This is a genomic window from Streptomyces sp. NPDC051567, assembly GCF_044454165.1.
GTDB lineage: Bacteria > Actinomycetota > Actinomycetes > Streptomycetales > Streptomycetaceae > Streptomyces.
In genome coordinates this window covers 16,094-35,891 of the sequence record NZ_JBITDK010000028.1, presented here as the reverse complement: position 1 = coordinate 35,891, position 19,798 = coordinate 16,094, and the positions used below count along the sequence as shown (strand labels likewise).

The window sequence follows — 19,798 nt, the reverse complement described above, 5'->3', positions numbered from 1 at the left end:
CAGGACCCGAACTTACGAAGCTCCCGGGGGAGGACTCGAACCCCCATGATCAGAACCAAAATCTGACGTATTGCCCTTATACGACCCGGGATGGCCGCTATGTCCGATTACGGTGATCGGCTTCGAGCGCAGCCCCTACTATGCCGCACCACCACCCCTCGACGCGACGGTACAGTTCGGCGCCTTGTAGCACGCGTACGGACAGGCAGCCGTGGTAGTTGTCGCCGGTGTTCTTGCGGTTGGTCCGGGGGTTGTGGCGCTTGAGCGTCGTCTTGTTGAAGTGCGACGGGTCCAGCCCGGTGACGTCGGCCCAGTACTGCTCTGCCGCTGAGGCATCGGCGGTCTCGTGGATCTGCAGGGTGAGCCGGAGGAGATCGTCCGACACGTCCAGGAGCCGCAGCCAGGCGAGGAACACTTTGATCATGCCCGCGTCGCTGTTCGTGAAGTAGATCTGCGGATTCGGTTTGGCCTTCGCGCCCTCGGCCCAGTAGAGACCGACACCGAGGACGAACAACTCCCTGTCGGTGAGTGACCCGATCCCGGCGGCGGCTGTGCTGCGGGTTGCCTCGTACTCGATCTTCCGGAGCTCGTACGCCTCCCGTCGGCCCTGCTGCGCCCGCACCATGTCGTTCCCGACGGGGCGCACGCGAGACTCCGGCTTCGGCAGGTCCCGGACCCAGAGGGATATCGAGCTCTTCGAGCAGCCCAGCTCGGCCTGTATTCGGTCGTAGGTCATGCCCTGGAGGCGGAGCTCGCGGGCCTTGTCGCGGAGGTCGTCCTTCGCGTTCGGGCGCTTGGTCCAGGCGGGCGGGGGTTCGCCCTTGACCAGGCCGCTGAGGAGCTCGTTGCTGTGGACGCCGAGGCGGTCGCGGATCTGGCGGAGGCTGAGGCCCTCGCGGCGCAGGGCGAGGGCCTGCTCGCGCAGGGATTCGTAGGTCGCGGCTCCGGTGCGGAGGCCGCCGGTCCCGTCGCCGGGGCGACGTCGGATGTCGGTCATGGCACCAATGTCATCCGGAATGTGGGATTCAGGTCTTGATGTGCGGATGATTCAGTCGTACGTGCGGTTACCGCCGGTTTGCGGGATTTACGGGCGACTCTGTGCTGCGGGCGCTGCGTACGCTGGACGGCATGACCTGTACGGGGGAAGAAGTGGAAGGCCGCGGCGCGCCGCCGTTGTGGTGGGCGCGGCGCCGGGACGTCGTGGTGGACGTGGCGCTGGCGGTGGTGTCCGTCGTCGAGTGCGCGTGGGAGGGGGTTGCCTTCGCGCACGAGGCCGGGGTGCCGGTGGTGCTCGGGGTGTTGTTCGGGGTCGTCGTGGGGTCAGCGATCGTGCTGCGGCGGCGGTGGCCGGCGGCGGTGGTGCTGGTGGGGATCGCGGTGGCGCCCGCGGCGATGGGGTTCCTGCTGGGGGTGGTGGGGCTGTACTCGCTGGCCTCTTCGGGGGTGCCCCGGCGGATCATCGCGACGCTGGCTTCGATGTCGTTGGCGGGGACGTTCGTGGTGACGTACCTGCGGACGCGTGGGGACGTGGAGGCGGACACGGCGCTGGTGGTGGTGTTGTCGGTGTTCATGGCGGTGGCGCTGACGGTGCCGCCGGTGTTGTTCGGGTTGTACGTGGGGGCGCGGCGGCGGTTGATGGAGAGCTTGCACGAGAGGGCGGATTCGCTGGAGCGGGAGTTGTCGCTGTTGGCGGACCGGGCGGAGGAGCGTGCGGAGTGGGCGCGTAAGGAGGAGCGGACGCGGATCGCTCGGGAGATGCACGACGTGGTGGCGCACCGGGTGAGTTTGATGGTGGTGCATGCGGCGGCGTTGGAGGCGGTGGCGTTGAAGGACCCGGCGCGGGCGGCGCGGAATGCGGCGTTGGTGGGGGACATGGGGCGGCAGGCGTTGACGGAGTTGCGGGAGATGCTCGGTGTGTTGCGGGCGGAGTCTCCGAAGGTGGGGGTTCCGAGGTCGGGGGTTCTGGTGGGGTCTGCGGGGTCTGCTGGGCGTGTGATGGCGTCGGTGGCCGGTGGTGAGGAGGAGGGGCCGTCGTTGGCGGGGCTGGAGGCGTTGGTGGGGCAGTCGCGGGCGGCGGGGATGGTGGTGGAGGTGGTGGTGCAGGGGGAGTCGCCGGGGTATGCGGCGGTGGTGGAGCGGACGGTGTACCGGGTGGTGCAGGAGGCGTTGACCAATTGCCACAAGCACGCGCCGGGGGCGCGGGTGGTGGTGCGGTTGGCGCATCGGGTGGGTGAGGTGGCGATGCAGGTGGAGAACGGGCCGTGTGGGGGTGAGGTGGCCGGTGCGGGGCTGCCGAGCGGGGGGAACGGGTTGGTGGGGATGAAGGAGCGGGTGTCGGGGCTGGGGGGTGTGTTCGTGTCGGGGCCGACGGAGGCCGGGGGGTTCCGGGTGTCGGCGATCCTGCCGGCGGGGTAGCCGGTGGTGGGCGGGTGGTGGGGTGGTCGGTCAGCCGGTGGTGAGGCGGGTGGGCTGGAGGCCGGTGAGGAGGAGGGTGAGGGCTTCGTCGAGGGTGGCGCCGAGGTACCAGTCGCCGGTGTGGTCGATGGCGTAGGCGCGGCCTTCGCGGTCGATGGCGAGGTGGGAGCTGCCGTCGGGTTCGGTGCCGAGGGGGCAGAGCTGGGTGGAGAGGGCGCGGCCGAGGTCGGCGAAGGTGCGGGCGAGGTGGAGGCCGGTGAGGGGGTCGACGCGGACTCGGGTGGGGGCTGTCTGGCGGCCGGTTCCGGGGGCGGCGACGGTGAGTCCGCCGAATTCGGCCCAGGCTTCGACGGCGGCGGGGAAGACGGTGTGGCGGTGTCCGGCGGGGGTGGTGTGGTCGCGGAGGGCGTCGGCCCAGTACTCGGCCTGTTTGATGTCCCAGCGGCCGGGTTCCCAGCCGGCGGTGCGCAGGGCGGTGTCCACGGGGGTGGGGAAGCGGGTGGCCGAGGAGCGGCCGTAGGACGCTGAGGTGGTGGTCATGGTTGCTTACTCGGATGCGCTGAGGTCGACGGGGCGTACGCCGAAGTGGGCGAGGAGGGGTTCGCAGGAGCGGCAGGGGGGTGCGTAGCCGTCGTGGAGGGGGTCGCCTTCCTCGCGGATGTGGCGGGCGGTGATTTTGGCGTGTTTGAGGGAGCGGCGGGCTTCGCTGGGGGTGAGGGGTTTGCGGGAGGCGCGTTTGCTGCGGTTGTTCTCGGTGGTGGTGAGGTGGCGGGTGAGGAGGATGGCTTCGGGGCAGCGGCCGGTGAAGCGTTCGCGTTGGCCGCTGGTGAGGGTGTCGAGGAAGTCTTGTACGAGGGGGTGGAGGGTGGGGGGCCGGTCGGCTTTGCCGGCGGTTCCGGTGAGGGTTTCGCCGCGGACGGAGAGGGCGGCGGCGATGGTGGGGAGGATGCCGTCGCGGCGGAAGCGGAGGACGGGGGTGGTGGGGCGGCCGTCGGTGCTGCTCCAGTGGAGGCGGGGGTCGCCGGTTCCGGTGGTGCCCGTGCGCGTGTTCGTGCGCGTGTTCGTGTCCGCGCCTGTGCCCGTGCGCGCGTTCGTGTTTGTGGTGCCGTTGGGGGCGGCGCCGGTGATGGTGGCGGTGCCGGTGGTGCTGGTGGTCGCCGTGTTTCTGGTGGTGCTGGTGGTGATTCTGGTTCCGGTCGTTCCCGGGTTTCCCGGGGCGGTGTTGGCCGGATCTGTGCGTGGTGCCGTGTTCTGCATGGTCGCGCTTCCCTCCCGTGCCGCGGTGGTGGCCGCTGTCGCGCACGCCCCCGTGCTGCGGGGACAGCCTGTCAAATGTCCCCTGGGGTGGGGAAGCTGGGTCGAATATTCGTATCAATTCGGATCTTCCCGGCCCTCGTGCGGGTGTGCGGTTCACGGGCGGGTGCGGCTCTTGCCGCACCGCTTAGGCTGGGGTGGACAGCCAGATCCAGCAGGGGGCTACCGCCATGACGACAGGTCGGCTCGGGCAGCAGGCCGCGCCACCCAACGCCGCTTATGCGGGGCAGGTCGTGCATTTCCCGGACCCGGTCCGGGCCGCCCGGCATCCTCGGGGCGTGCAGGTGGACGGGGAGGGCCATCCGGACTTCTCCCCGTACGCGCGCGCGGCGGTGGAGATCGCCGATCCGCCGGAGGGGTTCGGCGTGGACGAGTTGCGGTTGACGGACTGTGTGTCGGCGAACGCGGTGATGCGGGCGTCGGGTCATGAGCTGTGGGACACGGTGGGTCCGGTGGCGACTCCGCACGGCTGGACCTGGCACCACGTGGCGGGTTCGCGGCGGATGGAGCTGGTCCCGGTCGAGGTGAAGGCGCTGTTGCGGCATCACGCGGGGCTGACGACGGCGCCGGTGGACCATGAGAAGCGTGGGACGCGGCCGTTGCAGGAGGTGCGTCCGGTGCATCTGGGGCTGCCGAAGTCGGTGGTGTCGGTGTCGGAGGAGCAGGTGCAGGGGGTCGAGGAGGATCTCGGTTTCCGGCTTCCGGAGGCGTACCGGTCGTTCCTGAAGGCTGCGGGCGGGTGTGCGCCGGTGGGTGTGGGGCTGGACGTGGAGCTGGGTTTGCTGGTGGACCAGCCGTTCTTCACGGTGCGTGAGGAGGCGGCGGTCAACGACCTCGTGTACGTGAACAAGTGCCTGCGGGACCATCTGACGAAGGACTACCTGTGCGTGGCGTTCGCGCAGGGTGGTCTGGTCGCGCTGAAGGTGAAGGGCGAGGGGACCGGTTCGGTGTGGTTCTCCCCGTACGACGACGCGCGGGACCGGGACGGCTGGTCGGTGCGGGAGCGTGTGGAGCGGCTCTTGCTGGGGTGCGGTGCCGATTTCGACGCCTTTCTGGAGCGGCTGGCGGGGAATCCGCCGGAGTTGGAGACGGTGGCCGGTCTGATGGTGGACGGCGGATTCGCGCGTGCGGTTCCGGTGTCGGGTTCCGGTTCGGGTGAGGGGTGAGGGCGCGGTGGTGACGTTCGCGCAGGCGCAGGAGCGTGCCGAGGAGTGGATCAACGGGGAGGTCTCCGCGTACCTGCACCGGGAGGTGCGGGTGCGGGAGTTCGGGCTCGGGTTCGTGGTGTGGGCGGAGGACCGTGCGGGGGGTCCGGTCTCGGGTGGTGGCCGGCAGCGGCTGGTGATCGCGCGGGACAGTGGTGAGGTGACGTTGTGGCCGGGGTTGCCGGTGGGTGAGGTGATCCGCCGGTACGAGGAGGAGTACGGGGCTTCGTCGGGTCCGGGGGCGGAGGCTTCGGTGCCGGCGCCGCGGATCGATTCGGATCAGACGTCGTTCATGCTGAGTCCGCCGGAGTGGTTGCGGGAGGCCGCGGACCGTTCGGGTACGGATGCTCCTGCGGCTCCTGCGGCTCCTGCGGCTCCTGCGGCTCCTGCGGCTCCTGCGGCTCCTGCGGCTCCTGCGGCTCCTGCGGTGGCTGAGGTGCCGGTGGTTCCCATAGCCCCGGTGGTTCCCGTGGCGGAGCCTGCTCCGCAGGACGGTGCTCCGGCCGTTCCGCCCGTCGTTCCGTCTGTTGCCGTTCCTGTCACGGCTCCCGCTCCCGCTCCTGCGGCGCGGGTTCCGGTCGGGGAGACCCCGTGGGCCGGTACGGATGTGGGTTCCGGGGCGGACGGGGTGTCGGTGCCGATGCCCGAGACCGTGTTCACGCCGCCGTCGTCCGGGGCGGAGGCCGAGGACGGGCTGTCCTCGGTCGCGCTGTCGGCGGCCCGCGCGGCGCGTGCCGCCAGGGCGGCGGCGGTGCGGGACGCGGGTGCGGGTGCGGGGCGTGCGGGCGGGGACATCGTCGGCGCGCCGACGAGCAGGTCCCAGCCGGTCCGGCCGCCCGTTCCGCCCGGGCCGCCCGTGGCTGCGGCCCCGCCGGTGGCTTCCGTGCCGCCTGGCCCGCCGGTTCCGTCCGTGGCTCCCGGTCCGCCGGGGGTTCCGGGGGGTTCCGGGGGTGGGCCGGACCAGGCCGCGACGGTGCCGGCCGGGCCTGCCGTGGGTCTGCCGCAGGTGCCGCCCGGCCCGCCCGCGCCTCCCGGTCCGCCGGGGGTGCCCGGTGGTGGGGTGCGGCACGCGGTGACGGTGCTCGCGGGTCCCGCCGTGCCGCCGCCCGCGCCGCCCGGCCCGGCCGTGCCGCCTCCTTCCGTACCGCCCGTGGCACCTGGTCCCGTACCGCAGGCGCCGCAGGCGGCTCCCGCGCGGCCCGGGGTGCCCACGGTCGGGCCCGGGTACCAGGCGGTGCTCCGGTACCGGGGGCCCGACGGGTCCGAGCAGCAGATCATCCGGCGTTCGGCGCCGGGGACCCCGCATCCGGAGTGGCAGATCCTCTACGAGCTGCGGGCGTTGAACGTGCCTCCGCAGCAGGTGCTGGAGCTGCACACGGAGCTGGAGTCGTGCGAGCTGCCCGGCGGGTACTGCGCGCGGATGATCCGGGAGACCTGGCCGCAGGTCCGGATCACGAGCGTGGCTCCGTACGGTACGGATCACGCGGGTCGTCAGCAGGGTGTGCGGCATCTGCTGGCGCACCAGGGCGAGCTGCACCAGGTGGCGGACGGTCCGGCGCGGCCGGCGCCGGTGCGGGCGCCGTTGCCGCAGGTCGCGCTCCAGCCGGCGATCCCGCTGGAGGCGATCGGGCGGGAGCTGGTGGGGGCGTTCGGTCCGCAGGGGGTGTTCCGGTTCGACCAGCGGGCGGTGGCGCGTCAGGGGGTGCCGGAGATCGTGGCGCAGACCTTGGTGTGGGCGGGGCTGCCGGCCGATTTCGGGCCGTTCTTCTGGGCGCAGGCGGTGCCGGGTCAGCCGGTGCCGACGCTGGCGGAGCTGGCGGCGCGGCGGCAGGTGCGGCCGGCGTCGGACGCGGGTGCGTACTTGGTGGTGGGCAGCGATTTCGGCAAGGCGCTGTGTGTGCAGTACGGGACCGCGCACATCGTGGCGGTGCCGGTGGAGGGTGGTCCGGGCGGGGCGCCGGTGGCGCCGCAGTTCGTGAATTCGAGTCTGCCGCAGTTCGTCCGGTCGCTGGCGATGCTGGGGCACATGTGGCGGTTGCGGCAGTATTTGACGCCGGAGCAGGCGGGGCGTTGGACGGTCGATTTCCAGGCGAATCTGGTGGGGCTCGACAGTGCGGCGCTGGCTTCGCCGGAGAGCTGGTGGTCGGTGCTGCTGGAGCAGATGTGGGACGGGCTGCTGTGAGGGTGGTCCGGGCGGAGGCGGTCCGGTCGGTCGGGTGACCGGCCGGACCGTGGTCTTCGAGAAGAGGGGCTCGGCCCGGCTGTCGCGGCTTCCGAGAGTGAATTGACGCATCCTTTGGCAGGAATTCCCGTGAGAGAGGCGCTTTCCGGATGAGTGCACCCATGTCACCTCAGGGTCAGGGCTTCGCGACCATGCGTGGTCGTGGATACCGCATGGAAGAGGTGGACCGGTATCTCGCCCGGCTCTCGGGCAGCCGGGACGAGGCGTGGGACCGGGTGGCGCGGCTGACCGCGTTGGAGAAGCGGCTGGTGGAGGAGGCGGAGCAGCTGCGTGAGGCGGTGGCTTCGCTGGCTCCGCAGACGTACGACGAGCTGGGTGAGCGGGCCCGCCGGATTCTGCTGCTGGTGCAGGAGGAGGCGGATGCCGTGCGCAGGGACGCGCGGACGGACGCTTCGGCGGAGCAGGCTTCGGCGGAGGCGCACGCGGACCGGGCCGCGGAGATGGCGCGCCATGACGCGGAGGCGGTGCGGGAGCAGACGGAGGTGTGGGCCCGGCAGGGGCTGTTGCGTGCGCAGCGTGCGGCGGACGACGCGCGGGCGGAGGCCCGGGACGACGCGAAGACGTGGCGGGCGGAGGCGCAGGCGGCGCTGGTGGAGATGCGTCGCCGGTCGGACGCGTTGCTGGCGGAGCGTGAGCAGGAGCAGGTGGAGCGCTGGGACGCGACGGAGCGGGAGCTGCTGGCGCGGGGTGCGGAGCTGGACTCGCGGTACGGGGAGCTGGAGCGGTACGCGGACGCGCGGCTGGCGGACGCGCGGCGTGGTTTCGCGGAGTCGGAGGAGGCGGCGCGGCACGGTCAGGAGGACGCGGAGGCGCGGGCCGCCGAGTTGATCTCCAAGGCGCGGGTGCAGGAGGAGCGGACGGGTCGGGACACGGAACGGCTGTTGCGGGAGCACGGGGAGGCGCAGGACGAGATGCGGTCGCACATGAATCATGTGCGGGCGAGTCTGGCGGCGCTGACGGGCCGGGCTCCGGCGGAGGGCTGAGCCGGGGGCGCCGGTGGCGCCGGGGTGCGGAGGTGCCGGGGCTGGGGTGCGGGAGGTGTGCGGGGCCGGGCGGGGCCGGGCGGGGTCCGGACGGGCGGTCTGCCCGGTCGGCCGTTCCCGGCCTGCCGCCTGCCGCCTGTTCGGCCGGCTGACCGGCCTCGCTCGGCCTCCCGGCCGAGCTGCCCGGCCTGCTGGCCTCCCGGCCGGGGGATCAGCCCGTGAGGCCGGGGTGCGGGAGGTGTGCGGGGCCGGGCGGGGTCCGGCCGGGCGGTCTGCCCGGTCGGCCGTTCCCGGCCTTTCGGCTGCCCGGCCTCGCTCCGCCTGCCGTCTGCTCGGCCGTCCGGCCTGCCGCCTGTTCGGCCGGGGGATCAGCCCGTGAGGCCGGGGCTGGGGCCGGGGCGCGCCGCAGCATCGCCTCGGCGGCGCGGCGGCGCGTTGCCGGGCACGGGTATCCGCCCCGCAGTGGCCAAGGCGGCGGCCCGCCACCGTCGTTGACGAGCCCGTCACCGCCAAGAGGCCTGCGGCCTGCCCGGCCGTCCGACCGACCTCGCCCGGCCTTCCGGCCGCCTGTCCGGCCTGCTCGCCCGCTCGGGCGTCCGCTCAGCCCGTGGGGCCGGGGCCGGGCGGGGGTTTCGGTGCGGGGTCAGGTGAAGGTGCGGGCGTGGGTATGGAATCGGCTACCGGTACGGGCGCGGGTACGGGCGGCGGGGTGTGGTGGTAGGGGTCGCTGCGCAGGCCGCGGGCGGTGACGGTCACGGTGAAGGGGCCGGTCGGTGGCTGCGGCAGCGGGGTGGTCAGGGCTCCGGTGAGCGGGTCGAGGGTGGTCTCCAGGACGGTGCCGTCGACGGTGAGGCGGGCCGGGGTGCCGGTGGGGTCGGGTTCGAAGCCGCCGCCCTCGACGGTGAGGAGGGCGCCGCGGACGGTGACGTCGGTGATGACGGGGTTGGCGCGGGAGGCGAGTTTGTTGGCGAGGTAGGCGCCGGCCGGGGCGCCGGTCAGGGCCCAGATCTCGGCGGGGAGGCGGGGGAGTCCGGCGCCGACGTCGCTGAGGAAGAAGAGGACGACGTAGAGCATGGTGACGGCGTTGAGGGCGACGTACTGGAGGTCGACGAGGTCGGTGCGTCCGCTGTCGTTGGTGACCAGTTCGCGCAGGGGGCGGCGGCCGGTGCCGGTGTGCCGGGGGGCGGGTTTGGCCATGCTGCCGTTGCCGACGCGGATGCCGACGACGGCCTTGGCCGCGATCAGGGCCACGTAGGGGCCGCCGAGCAGGGGCAGGTAGACGCTGGTCAGGGTGGAGAGCGGGCCGTGCTCGCCGTGGAAGTAGGCGGTGCCGCCGCCCGAGGTGAGTCCGTAGCCGAGGACCGTGAGCAGCAGCCACAGCAGGATGAGCGTCCAGGCCAGGGCGAGGGTGGTGGAGGTGGAGAGGCGGCCGTCGCGGCCGGTGAGGAAGGCGGGCCGGCGGGCCAGGTGCCAGAGGGCCGGTGCGGCCAGGGCGGCCAGCAGGGCCAGGGCGAAGAGTGCGGAAGCCATCGGTGTCCCCCCGGGAACGGTTCGGGGCAAGAGACTTACCGCCTGGCCCGGTTCATGACAAGCCGCGCCGCACCCGGGGCCGTACCCCGCCCCGCGCACCCGGTGCCGTACCCAGGGCGCCCCGCCCGCGCCCCGGGGCCGCGCCCCCTGCTCCCCCACCCCCCGGCCCGCCCCACCCCCGCCCCCTCCTGACCGGAGTGGTTTCCCCCAGCACGGGCTCCGCCGGAGGGCGGAGGCCCCTTAAGGGTTCCTCCTCACAACGGGGCACGCGGCTTTCGTTCCGGCGGAGGAGGAGGAAGGCCGCGGTGGGGCCTTGACTGGTTCTCGGGGGCGGGGAGTCCGGGGGTGGGGTGGGGTTAGCCCCCGGACGGATACGGCGACGGACACCAGCGCGCCGTACCCCCCGCCGCCACAGACTCATGACGGCGAAGCGGGCGGACCCGCTCGCCGGGAAACACGCAGGCGGCGCCCGTGGGCGGGCGTCCGCGGACGAGCGAGGAGAAGCACCGTGACAACGGCTCTGACCGACACCAGGCACGGGGGTACTGGAGGGCATGGAGCCGTCGCGGCCCGGGCGCGGAAGGTCGTCAAGGCGTACGGGTCGGGGGAGACGCGGGTCGTCGCCCTCGACGAGGTGGACGTGGACATCCGGCGCGGGCAGTTCACCGCGATCATGGGTCCGTCGGGTTCGGGCAAGTCGACGCTGATGCACTGCCTGGCCGGTCTGGACACGGTGACCAGTGGTCACATCCACCTGGACGACACCGAGATCACCGGGTTGAAGGACAGGAAGCTGACGCGGTTGCGGCGTGACCGGATCGGTTTCATCTTCCAGGCGTTCAATCTGCTGCCGACGCTGAACGCGCTGGAGAACATCACGCTGCCCATGGACATCGCGGGCCGCAAGCCCGACCGGGAGTGGCTGGAGCGGGTGGTGGAGACGGTGGGGTTGTCGGGGCGGCTGCGGCACCGTCCGACGGAGTTGTCCGGCGGGCAGCAGCAGCGGGTGGCGGTGGCGCGGGCGCTGGCGGCGCGTCCGCAGATCATCTTCGGTGACGAGCCGACGGGGAACCTGGACTCGCGGGCCGGTGCGGAGGTGCTGGGCTTCCTGCGGCGTTCGGTGGACGAGCTGGGGCAGACGATCGTCATGGTCACGCACGACCCGGTGGCCGCCTCGTACGCGGACCGGGTGATCTTCCTGGCGGACGGGCGGATCGTGGACGAGCTGTACGGGCCGTCCGCGGAGCAGGTGCTGGACCGGATGAAGGACTTCGACGCGCGCGGGCGGACGTCATGACCGTGATGAAGACCTCGCGCCGCAACTTCGTGGCGCACAAGGGGCGGATGGCGCTGTCGGCGGTGGCGGTGATGCTGTCGGTGGCGTTCGTCTGCGGGACGCTGGTGTTCACGGACACGATGAACGCGACGTTCGACAAGCTGTTCGCGGTCACCCGTTCCGATGTCACGGTCACGCCGAAGGAGGCCGGGGGCGGGGAGGGCGGTGATCCGGGCCGTCCGCAGGTGCTGGCCGGTTCGGTGGTCGGTCAGGTCGCGAAGGTGCGGGGGGTCGCGAAGGCCGAGGGCGGGGTGATCTCGCCGTCCGTCACGGTCGTCAACGCCAAGAACGAGAACGTGGGTTCGGCCACGGGTGCGCCGACCCTCGCGGGCAACTGGAGCGAGACCGGGCTCAGGTCCATGAAGATCGTCTCCGGGCACGCGCCGCGCGGTCCGACCGAGATGATGGTGGACGCGGACACGGCCCGCAAGCACCGGATCGGGCTCGGTGACGAGCTGCGCACCATCACCGTCGGCGGGGACTTCCGTGCCACGGTCTCCGGGGTCGCCGCCTTCACGGTGACCAACCCGGGCGCGGCCGTCGTCCACTTCGACACCGCCACCGCCCAGGCCCGGCTGCTGGGTGTGCCCGGTGCTTTCACGCACATCGACGTGACGGCCGCGGCGGGGGTCGGTGACGAGGAGCTGAAGCGGGACATCGCCGCCGCCGTGGGCGCGGACACGTACACGCTGCGGACGGCGAAGGAGTCGGCGGACGCGGGCCGCAAGGGGGTCGGGTCCTTCCTGGACGTCATGAAGTGGGTGATGCTCGGCTTCGCCGGGATCGCGTTCCTCGTCGGGATCTTCCTGATCTTCAACACGTTCTCGATGCTGGTGGCCCAGCGGACCCGGGAGATCGGGCTGATGCGTGCCATCGGCGCGGACAGCCGGCAGGTCCTCCACTCGGTGGTCGTGGAGGCGTTCCTGCTCGGTGTGGTGGGTTCGGTCCTCGGGGTCGGGGCGGGTGTGGGGCTGGCCGTGGGGCTGATGAAGCTCATGGGTCAGATGGGGATGAAGTTGTCCACCGACGATCTGACCGTGGCCTGGACGACCCCGGTCGCCGGGCTGGTCCTGGGGATCGCCGTGACCGTCGTCGCGGCCTTCGTGCCGGCCCGCCGGGCCGGGAAGGTCTCCCCGATGGCCGCGCTGCGCGAGTCCGGTCTCCCCGGTGACCGCAGGGCGGGTGTGGTCCGGGGTGTTCTCGGCCTGGTCCTCACGGGGGCGGGCGTGGCCGGGCTGCTGCTGGCCGCGTCCTCGGAGGAGGCCGGTCCGGGGTCGCTGTGGCTGGCGCTGGGCGTGGTCCTGACCCTCATCGGTTTCATCGTGACCGGGCCGCTGCTCGCGGCCGGTGTGGTGCGGCTGCTGGCCGCTCCGGTGCTGCGGCCCTTCGGTTCCGTCGGCCGTCTCGCGGAGCGCAACGCGCTGCGCAACCCGCGCCGTACGGGTGCCACGGCCGCCGCGCTGATGATCGGGCTGGCGCTGGTCGCCTGTCTGTCGGTGGTCGGTTCCTCGATGGTGGCCTCGGTCACCGAGGAGCTCGACACGTCGGTCGGCGCGGACTACATGGTCACCTCGCAGACCGGGCAGCCGGTGGTGCCGCAGGCCGAGCGGGCGGTGCGCGCCGTCAAGGGGCTGACCCATGTCACCTCCTACCGTGAGGTGGCGGCGAAGGTCACGACCGCGGGGGGTGCGGTCAGTGAGGAGCGGCTCTCCGCCACGGACCCGTCGTACGCGCGGGACGTGCGGCGCACGATGGCCGAGGGGGAGCACGCGGCGGCGTACGGGCCGGGTGCGATGTCGGTCGGTTCGCTGTACGCCGCCGCGTTCGGGGTGAAGGTCGGTGACGAGCTGACGGTGGCGTTCACCGGGGGTTCCGCGGTGCGGCTGAAGGTCGTGGCGATCACCAAGGACGAGGGCAACCTGGACAAGGGCGCGAAGTACATCAGTACCGACCTCGCGCGGGCGAACCTGCCGGCGGACCGGCTGCCGACCCCGTTCATGCTGCTGGCGGGGGCGCAGAAGGGGCAGGAGAAGGCCGCGTACGCGCGGGTCAAGGAGGTGCTGGCGGCGTACCCGCAGTACACGGTGCACAACCAGAGCGACTACAAGCAGACGCTCAAGGACCAGGTCGGCTCGTTGCTGAACATGGTGTACGGGCTGCTGGCGCTGGCCGTCGTGGTGGCGGTGCTGGGTGTGGTGAACACGCTGGCGCTCTCGGTGGTGGAGCGGACGCGGGAGATCGGGCTGATGCGGGCCATCGGGCTCTCCCGGCGTCAGCTGCGGCGCATGATCCGGCTGGAGTCGGTGGTCATCGCCCTCTTCGGCGCGCTGCTGGGTCTGGGGCTGGGCATGGGCTGGGGGGTCGCCGCGCAGCAGCTCCTCGTGCTCCAGGGGCTGAAGGTGCTGGAGATCCCGTGGCCGACGGTCCTCGGGGTGTTCGCGGCCTCGGCCCTGGTGGGTCTGTTCGCCGCGCTGGTCCCGGCTTTCCGGGCGGGGCGGATGAACGTGCTGAACGCGATCGCGAGCGAGTAGCGGGGGTCGCGGTCGTAGGGGGGAGGAGCGCCGGCCCCGGTCCGCCCGTCAGGGCGGGCCGGGGCCGGTCGTGTGCGTTTTGCGGTGCGGGGTGGTGCGGGTGGGTCAGCCGCGGCGCATCAGGACGACGCCCGCGGCCCGGTCCGCGACGGTGAAGCGTTCGCCCGGGTGGAGCTGGCGGGCGTAGGCGGTGGGGTCCTCGCCGATCGAGCCGGAGGAGTTGTCGACGGCGATCCAGTCGGGGACCACGCCGCGGGTGTCGCCGATCCAAAAGACGCGGCAGCGGGAGGTCAGCCGGGTCAGCGAGGTGGTGTCGGCCTCCACGCTCGCGCCGTCGGGGATCTGGGTGAGCAGGGCCTCGATCGCCTCGGCGCGGACGGGCCTCTCGTACGTACGGGCCTTCGCGAGCTGGGCGCTGGGCAGGGTGGTCGCGGCGAGGGCGAGGGAGGCGGCGAGGACGGCGGTGGGCAGCTGGCGGGCGTAGGAGCGCAGCCAGGGGCGGGCGGAGCGCTGGGTGGTGTCGATGGCGTCGGCGAGGGCGAGGGCGACGACGGGCATGAGGACGGCGCTGTAGTGCCAGTCGGTGGACCAGTAGTGGTCGTCGCCGGAGAGGAAGCGCCAGCCGAGGGTGGGTGCGGCGACGAGCAGGAGGGGGGAGCGCAGGGCGAGGAGTCCGGCGGTGGGTATCAGGACCCAGGCGAGGGTGGTGAGTTTGGTGCCGAGGCCGTCGAGGGGGCCGGTGTCCTCGATCTTGTGCCAGTAGCCGTAGCCCGCGGTGGCGAAGGCCGGTATGACGACGGTGAAGACGAGGACGGCGAGGACGGCGCCGGCGGCGGCGACGCCGAGGGCCCACCGGACGGCCCGGCGGTCGGTGGGCCGGGCGCGCAGGGCCACGACCAGGGCCAGGGCGGTGAGGGTGAAGCCGAGGTCCTCCTTGACGAGCAGGAGCGGCAGCCCCCACAGGAGGGCGGCCCGCCAGCGTCCGGCGAGGAGGGCCTCCAGGGCGAAGGCGATCAGGGGTACGGCGAAGGCGATCTCGTGGAAGTCGAACTCCACGGCCCGCTGGACGCCCCAGGAGAGCCCGTAGGCGATGCCGATGGCCAGTCCCCGGGGCCGTCCCAGGAGGCGGGTGGCGGCGCGGGTGACGGGGACGGCGGAGAGGGCGAAGAGGAGGGCCTGGCAGACGAGGAGGGTGACGGGTCCGGGGAAGACCCGGTAGACGGGGGCGATCAGGGCGATGACCGGGCTGAAGTGGTCGCCGAGGATGTGGGCGCCGGGCCCCTTGAGGTCGGCGACGGGCACCTGGAGGTGGGCGTAGGCGCGGATGGCCTGTTCGAAGATGCCGAGGTCCCAGGAGGGCCAGTCCATGCGGCGGTAGCGTCCGAGGGAGATCACCAGGTAGACGGGGAGGAGCCCGGCGGCCACGGCCCAGGGCCCCGCCCAGCGGGCTCGGTCCGGCGTCGCCGGGGCCCGCACCACGGATACCGGGCGGGCTATCGCATCACTCGTCACTGGCTCGTGCTCCTCGGCCGGTCGGCGTCTCCCCGGCGGAAGGCGACGCGGCGAGCTCAGACGGTCAGTACGGGGACATCGTAGAGCGGGATGTACGCGTCACTGGTGACGAGGGTCAGCCCTTCGCTCTGGGCCTGGGCGACCAGCATCCGGTCGAAGGGGTCCCTGTGGTGGGAGGGGAGCTGTCCCGCGCGGATGCCGTGCTCCGAGACGATCGGGAGTGCCAGGAACTGGGTGTCCCGGGCGCGCACCGCCAGGTCCTCCGGGCTCTTGAGTTTGCCCGTCGCCTGTTTCACCGACAGCTCCCAGGGCGTCACGGCGCTCATGTACACCGAGCGTTCGTAGGCCAGGAGGTCGCGTGTCTTGTCCGGCAGCTCGCCGTTGAGCCACCACAGGACCACGCGTGTGTCGAGCAGAAGCTTCATGCGCTGACTCCGAACGCCTCGGCGAATCCGTCGGGCAGCTCGTCGAAGTCGTCGGCGATCTCGATCTGTCCCTTCAGCGAGCCATAGTCGGTCCGGTGAATCTTCCCGGACAGCGAGCTCACCTTGGCCACGGGCTCTCCCGCCTTGCTGATGATCACTTCCTCGCCGGTGGCGACGGCCTCCAGGATCTTGGAGAGGTGTGTTTTCGCCTCGTGGACGTTGTACTGCCGGGCCGCTTCCATGGGTACTCCAGGGCAGAGGTGGACTAACTGCTGAACCAAGCGTGGCGGGACCGCCCCGTCCGGCGCCAGCTTCGTCACCCTTGTGGGGGACCCGGACCTCCTTCCCGCAGGCCCGTCCGCCCGGCGGCGCGCAGTGGTTCTCCGGGCGGGGGCCGGGAGGGGGCGGGCGTAGGGTGGGGAGCCCCGGCCCGTGTGACGTGTCGGGTCCTTCGCGTTGCCCCGTGCCCTGCCCGCCCCTCGGACGAAAGCCTCTCCCAATGAGCCTGTACGGACTGCTCGACGCCGTCACCCGGGACCCCGCCCTCACCGAGGCGGTCACCGCGGCCGGGGACGGCACCCGCATGCACGTGGACCTCGTCGGCCCGGCCGCCGCGCGGCCCTTCGCGATCGCCGCGCTGGCCCGGCGCACCGAGCGGACCGTCCTCGCGGTCACCGCCACCGGGCGCGAGGCCGAGGACCTGGCCGCGGCGCTGCGGTCGCTGCTGCCCCCGGACGAGGTCGCCGACTACCCGTCCTGGGAGACGCTGCCGCACGAGCGGCTGAGCCCGCGCAGCGACACCGTGGGCCGGCGGCTCGCCGTGCTGCGCCGGCTGACGCACCCGAGCAAGGACGACCCGTCGACGGGGCCCGTCTCCGTGGTCGTCGCGCCGATCCGGTCCGTGCTCCAGCCGCAGGTCAAGGGGCTCGGGGAGCTGGTGCCGGTGAGCCTGCGCCAGGGGCGGAGCGCCGACCTCGGCGAGGTGACGCGGGCGCTGGCCGCCGCCGCGTACGCGCGCGTCGAGCTGGTCGAGAAGCGCGGGGAGTTCGCCGTGCGCGGCGGCATCCTCGACGTGTTCCCGCCCACCGAGGAGCACCCGCTGCGCGTCGAGTTCTGGGGCGACGAGGTCGAGGAGATCCGGTACTTCAAGGTCGCCGACCAGCGGTCCCTGGAGATCGCCGGACACGGGCTGTGGGCGTCGCCCTGTCGTGAGCTGCTGCTGACCGACGAGGTCCGCGAGCGGGCCGCGGCCCTGGCCGTGGACCACCCCGAGCTGGGCGAGCTGCTGAACAAGATCGCCGAGGGGATCGCCGTCGAGGGCATGGAGTCCCTCGCGCCGGTCCTGGTCGACGACATGGAGCTGCTGATCGACGTCCTGCCGGCCGGGGCGATGACGGTGGTCTGCGACCCGGAGCGGGTCCGGACGCGCGCCGCCGACCTGGTCGCGACCTCGCAGGAGTTCCTGATGGCCTCCTGGGCGGCCACCGCGGGCGGCGGGGAGGCGCCCATCGATGTGGGCGCGGCCTCGCTGCGCGGGATCGCGGAGGTCCGCGAGCGCGCCCGCGAGCTGGGCATGATGTGGTGGTCGGTCTCGCCGTTCGCCGCCGACGAGGACGCGGCCACCGGCCGTGACACCCTCACGCTCGGTATGCGCGCCCCCGAGGCGTACCGGGGCGACACCGCCCGCGCGCTGGCCGACACCAAGGCGTGGATCGCCGACGGCTGGCACACCGTCTACCTCACCGAGGGCCACGGTCCGGCCGCCCGTACCGTCGAGGTCCTCGGCGGCGAGGGCATCGCGGCCCGGCTGGAGGCCGATCTGCGCGCGCTGGAGCCCTCGCTCGTCCATGTCGCCTGCGGCTGTCTCGACAACGGTTTCGTCGACCCGGCGCTGAAGCTGGCCGTCCTCACCGAGACCGATCTGACCGGCCAGCGCACCGCCACCAAGGACCTGGGCCGGATGCCGACCCGGCGCCGCAAGACGATCGACCCGCTCACCCTGGAGGCGGGCGACCACATCGTCCACGAGCAGCACGGCGTGGGCCGCTACGTCGAGATGGTGCAGCGCACCGTCCAGGGCGCCACCCGCGAGTACCTCCTGGTGGAGTACGCGCCCGCCAAGCGCGGCCAGCCCGGCGACCGCCTCTACATCCCCACCGACCAGCTGGAGCAGGTCACCAAGTACGTGGGCGGCGAGGCCCCGACCCTGCACCGGCTCGGCGGCGCCGACTGGACCAAGACGAAGGCGCGGGCGAAGAAGGCGGTCAAGGAGATCGCCGCCGACCTGATCAGGCTGTACAGCGCGCGGATGGCCGCGCCCGGCCATGTCTTCGGCCCGGACACGCCCTGGCAGCGGGAGCTGGAGGACGCCTTCCCGTACGCGGAGACGCCCGACCAGCTGACCACCATCGCGGAGGTCAAGGAGGACATGGAGAAGTCGGTCCCGATGGACCGGCTGGTCTGCGGCGACGTCGGCTACGGCAAGACCGAGATCGCGGTGCGGGCGGCGTTCAAGGCGGTGCAGGACGGCAAGCAGGTCGCCGTCCTCGTCCCCACCACGCTCCTCGTGCAGCAGCACTTCGGGACCTTCTCCGAGCGGTACAGCCAGTTCCCGGTGAAGGTGAAGGCGCTCTCGCGGTTCCAGGGCGAGAGCGAGTCCAAGGCCACCCTGGAGGGGCTGCGCGAGGGCTCGGTGGACGTGGTCATCGGCACGCACCGGCTGTTCTCCCAGGAGACGAAGTTCAAGGACCTGGGCCTGGTCATCGTCGACGAGGAGCAGCGGTTCGGCGTCGAGCACAAGGAGCAGCTGAAGAAGTTGCGGGCCAACGTGGACGTGCTGACGATGTCCGCGACGCCGATCCCGCGCACCCTGGAGATGGCGGTGACCGGCATCCGCGAGATGTCGACGATCACCACCCCGCCGGAGGAGCGCCACCCGGTGCTCACCTTCGTCGGCCCGTACGAGGAGAAGCAGATCGGGGCGGCGATCCGCCGGGAGCTGCTGCGCGAGGGCCAGTGCTTCTACATCCACAACCGGGTGGAGTCCATCGACCGGGCCGCCGCGAAGCTGCGGGAGATCGTGCCGGAGGCGCGGATCGCGACGGCGCACGGGCAGATGTCGGAACAGGCCCTGGAGCAGGTGGTGGTGGACTTCTGGGAGAAGAAGTTCGACGTGCTGGTCTCCACGACGATCGTGGAGTCGGGCATCGACATCTCCAACGCGAACACCCTGATCGTGGAGCGCGGCGACACCTTCGGTCTCTCCCAGCTGCACCAGCTGCGCGGCCGGGTCGGGCGTGGCCGCGAGCGCGGGTACGCGTACTTCCTGTACCCGCCGGAGAAGCCGCTGACGGAGACGGCGCACGAGCGGCTCGCGACGATCGCCCAGCACACGGAGATGGGCGCGGGCATGTACGTGGCGATGAAGGACCTGGAGATCCGGGGCGCGGGCAACCTGCTGGGCGGCGAGCAGTCCGGGCACATCGCGGGCGTCGGGTTCGACCTGTACATCCGGATGGTGGGCGAGGCGGTGGCCGACTACCGGGCGGCGGTCGAGGGCGGGGAGCGGGAGGAGCCGCCGCTGGAGGTCAAGGTCGAGCTGCCGGTGGACGCGCACGTCCCGCACGACTACGCGCCGGGCGAGCGGCTGCGGTTGCAGGCGTACCGGTCGATCGCGTCGGTGGCCTCGGAGGCCGATGTGGCGGCGGTGCGCGAGGAGCTGACCGACCGGTACGGCACGTTGCCGGAGCCGGTGGAGAACCTGCTGATGGTGGCCGGGCTGCGGATGCTCGCCCGGGCGTGCGGGGTCGGGGACATCACCTTGCAGGGTCCGAACATCCGGTTCGGTCCGGTGGAGCTGCGGGAGTCGCAGGAGCTGCGCCTGAAGCGGCTCTACCCGGGGACGGTCCTCAAGCCGGCCACCTCGCAGGTGCTGGTCCCGCGCCCGAAGACGGGCCGGATCGGCGGGAAGCCGCTGGTCGGCCGGGAACTGCTGGCCTGGACGGGCGAGTTCCTCACGACGATCCTCGGCTGACGGACGGTACGGGCCCCCGCGCGGGCGCCGGGCGCGGCGGGCGGGGCGGGGCGGGGCGCGGGGTGCGGCGGGTGCGGTGGGCGGCGGGTGCGGGGGGAAGGCTCCGCGTCCGCCCGCGCGGCGGGTGTCCACCGGGCGGACCCGCGTCCCGCCGCCCGGGTGTCCGGCACCTGGGTAATCGTTGGCCGAACCAGTGGCCCGGATCACTTCGACTGCATACCATCGGTCACCGCACGGCCCTTGTGCACCGAAGCACAATCTCCCGGCCCTGG

14 protein-coding genes and 1 tRNA gene are annotated in these 19,798 nt (G+C 72.5%); 7 read left to right on the top strand and 8 right to left on the bottom strand.

The annotated features are described in order from the left end of the window. Nucleotides 1–20: 20 nt before the first annotated feature. Together ACIA5F_RS25145 and ACIA5F_RS25140 are read right to left on the bottom strand one after the other, a co-directional pair. A tRNA-Gln gene (locus ACIA5F_RS25145) sits at nt 21–91 on the bottom strand. Between the two features lie 6 nt (nt 92–97). Beyond that, on the bottom strand, nt 98–997 hold the full coding sequence (locus ACIA5F_RS25140) for a hypothetical protein (RefSeq protein ID WP_399356635.1): 900 nt from the start codon (nt 995–997) through the stop codon (nt 98–100). Nucleotides 998–1,128: 131 nt separating this feature from the next. Here ACIA5F_RS25140 and ACIA5F_RS25135 point away from each other — a divergent pair, with 131 nt between their 5' ends. Continuing rightward, a complete protein-coding gene (locus tag ACIA5F_RS25135; RefSeq protein WP_399356718.1) occupies nt 1,129–2,415 on the top strand; it encodes a sensor histidine kinase in 1,287 nt (428 codons plus the stop codon). A 30-nt stretch (nt 2,416–2,445) separates the two neighbouring features. Here ACIA5F_RS25135 and ACIA5F_RS25130 read toward each other — a convergent pair whose 3' ends face one another. Both ACIA5F_RS25130 and ACIA5F_RS25125 read right to left on the bottom strand, forming a co-directional pair. Further along, a complete protein-coding gene (locus ACIA5F_RS25130; RefSeq protein WP_399356633.1) occupies nt 2,446–2,955 on the bottom strand; it encodes an SUKH-3 domain-containing protein in 510 nt (169 codons plus the stop codon). A gap of 6 nt (nt 2,956–2,961) precedes the next feature. Beyond that, nucleotides 2,962–3,543 (bottom strand): YwqJ-related putative deaminase, encoded by a 582-nt coding sequence (locus ACIA5F_RS25125; RefSeq protein ID WP_399356716.1) that lies wholly within the window; start codon nt 3,541–3,543, stop codon nt 2,962–2,964. A 356-nt stretch (nt 3,544–3,899) separates the two neighbouring features. Here ACIA5F_RS25125 and ACIA5F_RS25120 point away from each other — a divergent pair, with 356 nt between their 5' ends. From ACIA5F_RS25120 to ACIA5F_RS25110, 3 genes are all read left to right on the top strand, one after another. Then, nucleotides 3,900–4,895 (top strand): SMI1/KNR4 family protein, encoded by a 996-nt coding sequence (locus ACIA5F_RS25120; protein WP_399356714.1) that lies wholly within the window; start codon nt 3,900–3,902, stop codon nt 4,893–4,895. Nucleotides 4,896–4,902: 7 nt separating this feature from the next. Next, on the top strand, nt 4,903–7,116 hold the full coding sequence (locus ACIA5F_RS25115; RefSeq protein ID WP_399356631.1) for an SUKH-4 family immunity protein: 2,214 nt from the start codon (nt 4,903–4,905) through the stop codon (nt 7,114–7,116). Between the two features lie 161 nt (nt 7,117–7,277). After that, complete coding sequence (locus ACIA5F_RS25110; protein ID WP_399356629.1) at nt 7,278–8,159, top strand: cellulose-binding protein; 882 nt, start codon at nt 7,278–7,280, stop codon at nt 8,157–8,159. 600 nt (nt 8,160–8,759) lie between these two features. Here the strand turns inward: ACIA5F_RS25110 and ACIA5F_RS25105 are convergent. Further along, complete coding sequence (locus ACIA5F_RS25105; protein ID WP_399356627.1) at nt 8,760–9,689, bottom strand: hypothetical protein; 930 nt, start codon at nt 9,687–9,689, stop codon at nt 8,760–8,762. A gap of 508 nt (nt 9,690–10,197) precedes the next feature. Here ACIA5F_RS25105 and ACIA5F_RS25100 point away from each other — a divergent pair. Together ACIA5F_RS25100 and ACIA5F_RS25095 are read left to right on the top strand one after the other, a co-directional pair. Next, nucleotides 10,198–10,986, top strand: a complete 789-nt coding sequence (locus ACIA5F_RS25100) for an ABC transporter ATP-binding protein (protein ID WP_399356625.1) — start codon at nt 10,198–10,200, stop codon at nt 10,984–10,986. Continuing rightward, nucleotides 10,983–13,556 carry an ABC transporter permease gene (locus ACIA5F_RS25095; protein ID WP_399356623.1) on the top strand — a complete coding sequence of 858 codons (2,574 nt, stop codon included), beginning with the start codon at nt 10,983–10,985 and terminating at the stop codon, nt 13,554–13,556. The genes ACIA5F_RS25100 and ACIA5F_RS25095 overlap by 4 nt, the downstream gene beginning before the upstream one ends. A gap of 105 nt (nt 13,557–13,661) precedes the next feature. On the opposite strand, the gene ACIA5F_RS25090 is transcribed toward ACIA5F_RS25095, so the two are convergent. Genes ACIA5F_RS25090 through ACIA5F_RS25080 form a run of 3 tightly spaced genes read right to left on the bottom strand, consistent with a single transcriptional unit; the run spans nt 13,662 to nt 15,735 of the window. After that, nucleotides 13,662–15,068 (bottom strand): DUF2079 domain-containing protein, encoded by a 1,407-nt coding sequence (locus ACIA5F_RS25090; protein WP_399356621.1) that lies wholly within the window; start codon nt 15,066–15,068, stop codon nt 13,662–13,664. A gap of 56 nt (nt 15,069–15,124) precedes the next feature. Beyond that, nucleotides 15,125–15,493: a type II toxin-antitoxin system VapC family toxin gene (locus ACIA5F_RS25085; protein WP_399356619.1), complete on the bottom strand. Its 369-nt coding sequence runs from the start codon at nt 15,491–15,493 to the stop codon at nt 15,125–15,127. After that, the gene (locus tag ACIA5F_RS25080) at nt 15,490–15,735 is read right to left on the bottom strand and encodes a type II toxin-antitoxin system Phd/YefM family antitoxin (RefSeq protein ID WP_399356713.1); all 246 of its coding nucleotides are present in this window, start codon (nt 15,733–15,735) and stop codon (nt 15,490–15,492) included. The genes ACIA5F_RS25085 and ACIA5F_RS25080 overlap by 4 nt, the downstream gene beginning before the upstream one ends. Nucleotides 15,736–15,992: 257 nt before the next feature. Here ACIA5F_RS25080 and mfd point away from each other — a divergent pair, with 257 nt between their 5' ends. Then, complete coding sequence (mfd, locus tag ACIA5F_RS25075; RefSeq protein WP_399356617.1) at nt 15,993–19,526, top strand: transcription-repair coupling factor; 3,534 nt, start codon at nt 15,993–15,995, stop codon at nt 19,524–19,526. Nucleotides 19,527–19,798 lie beyond the last annotated feature (272 nt).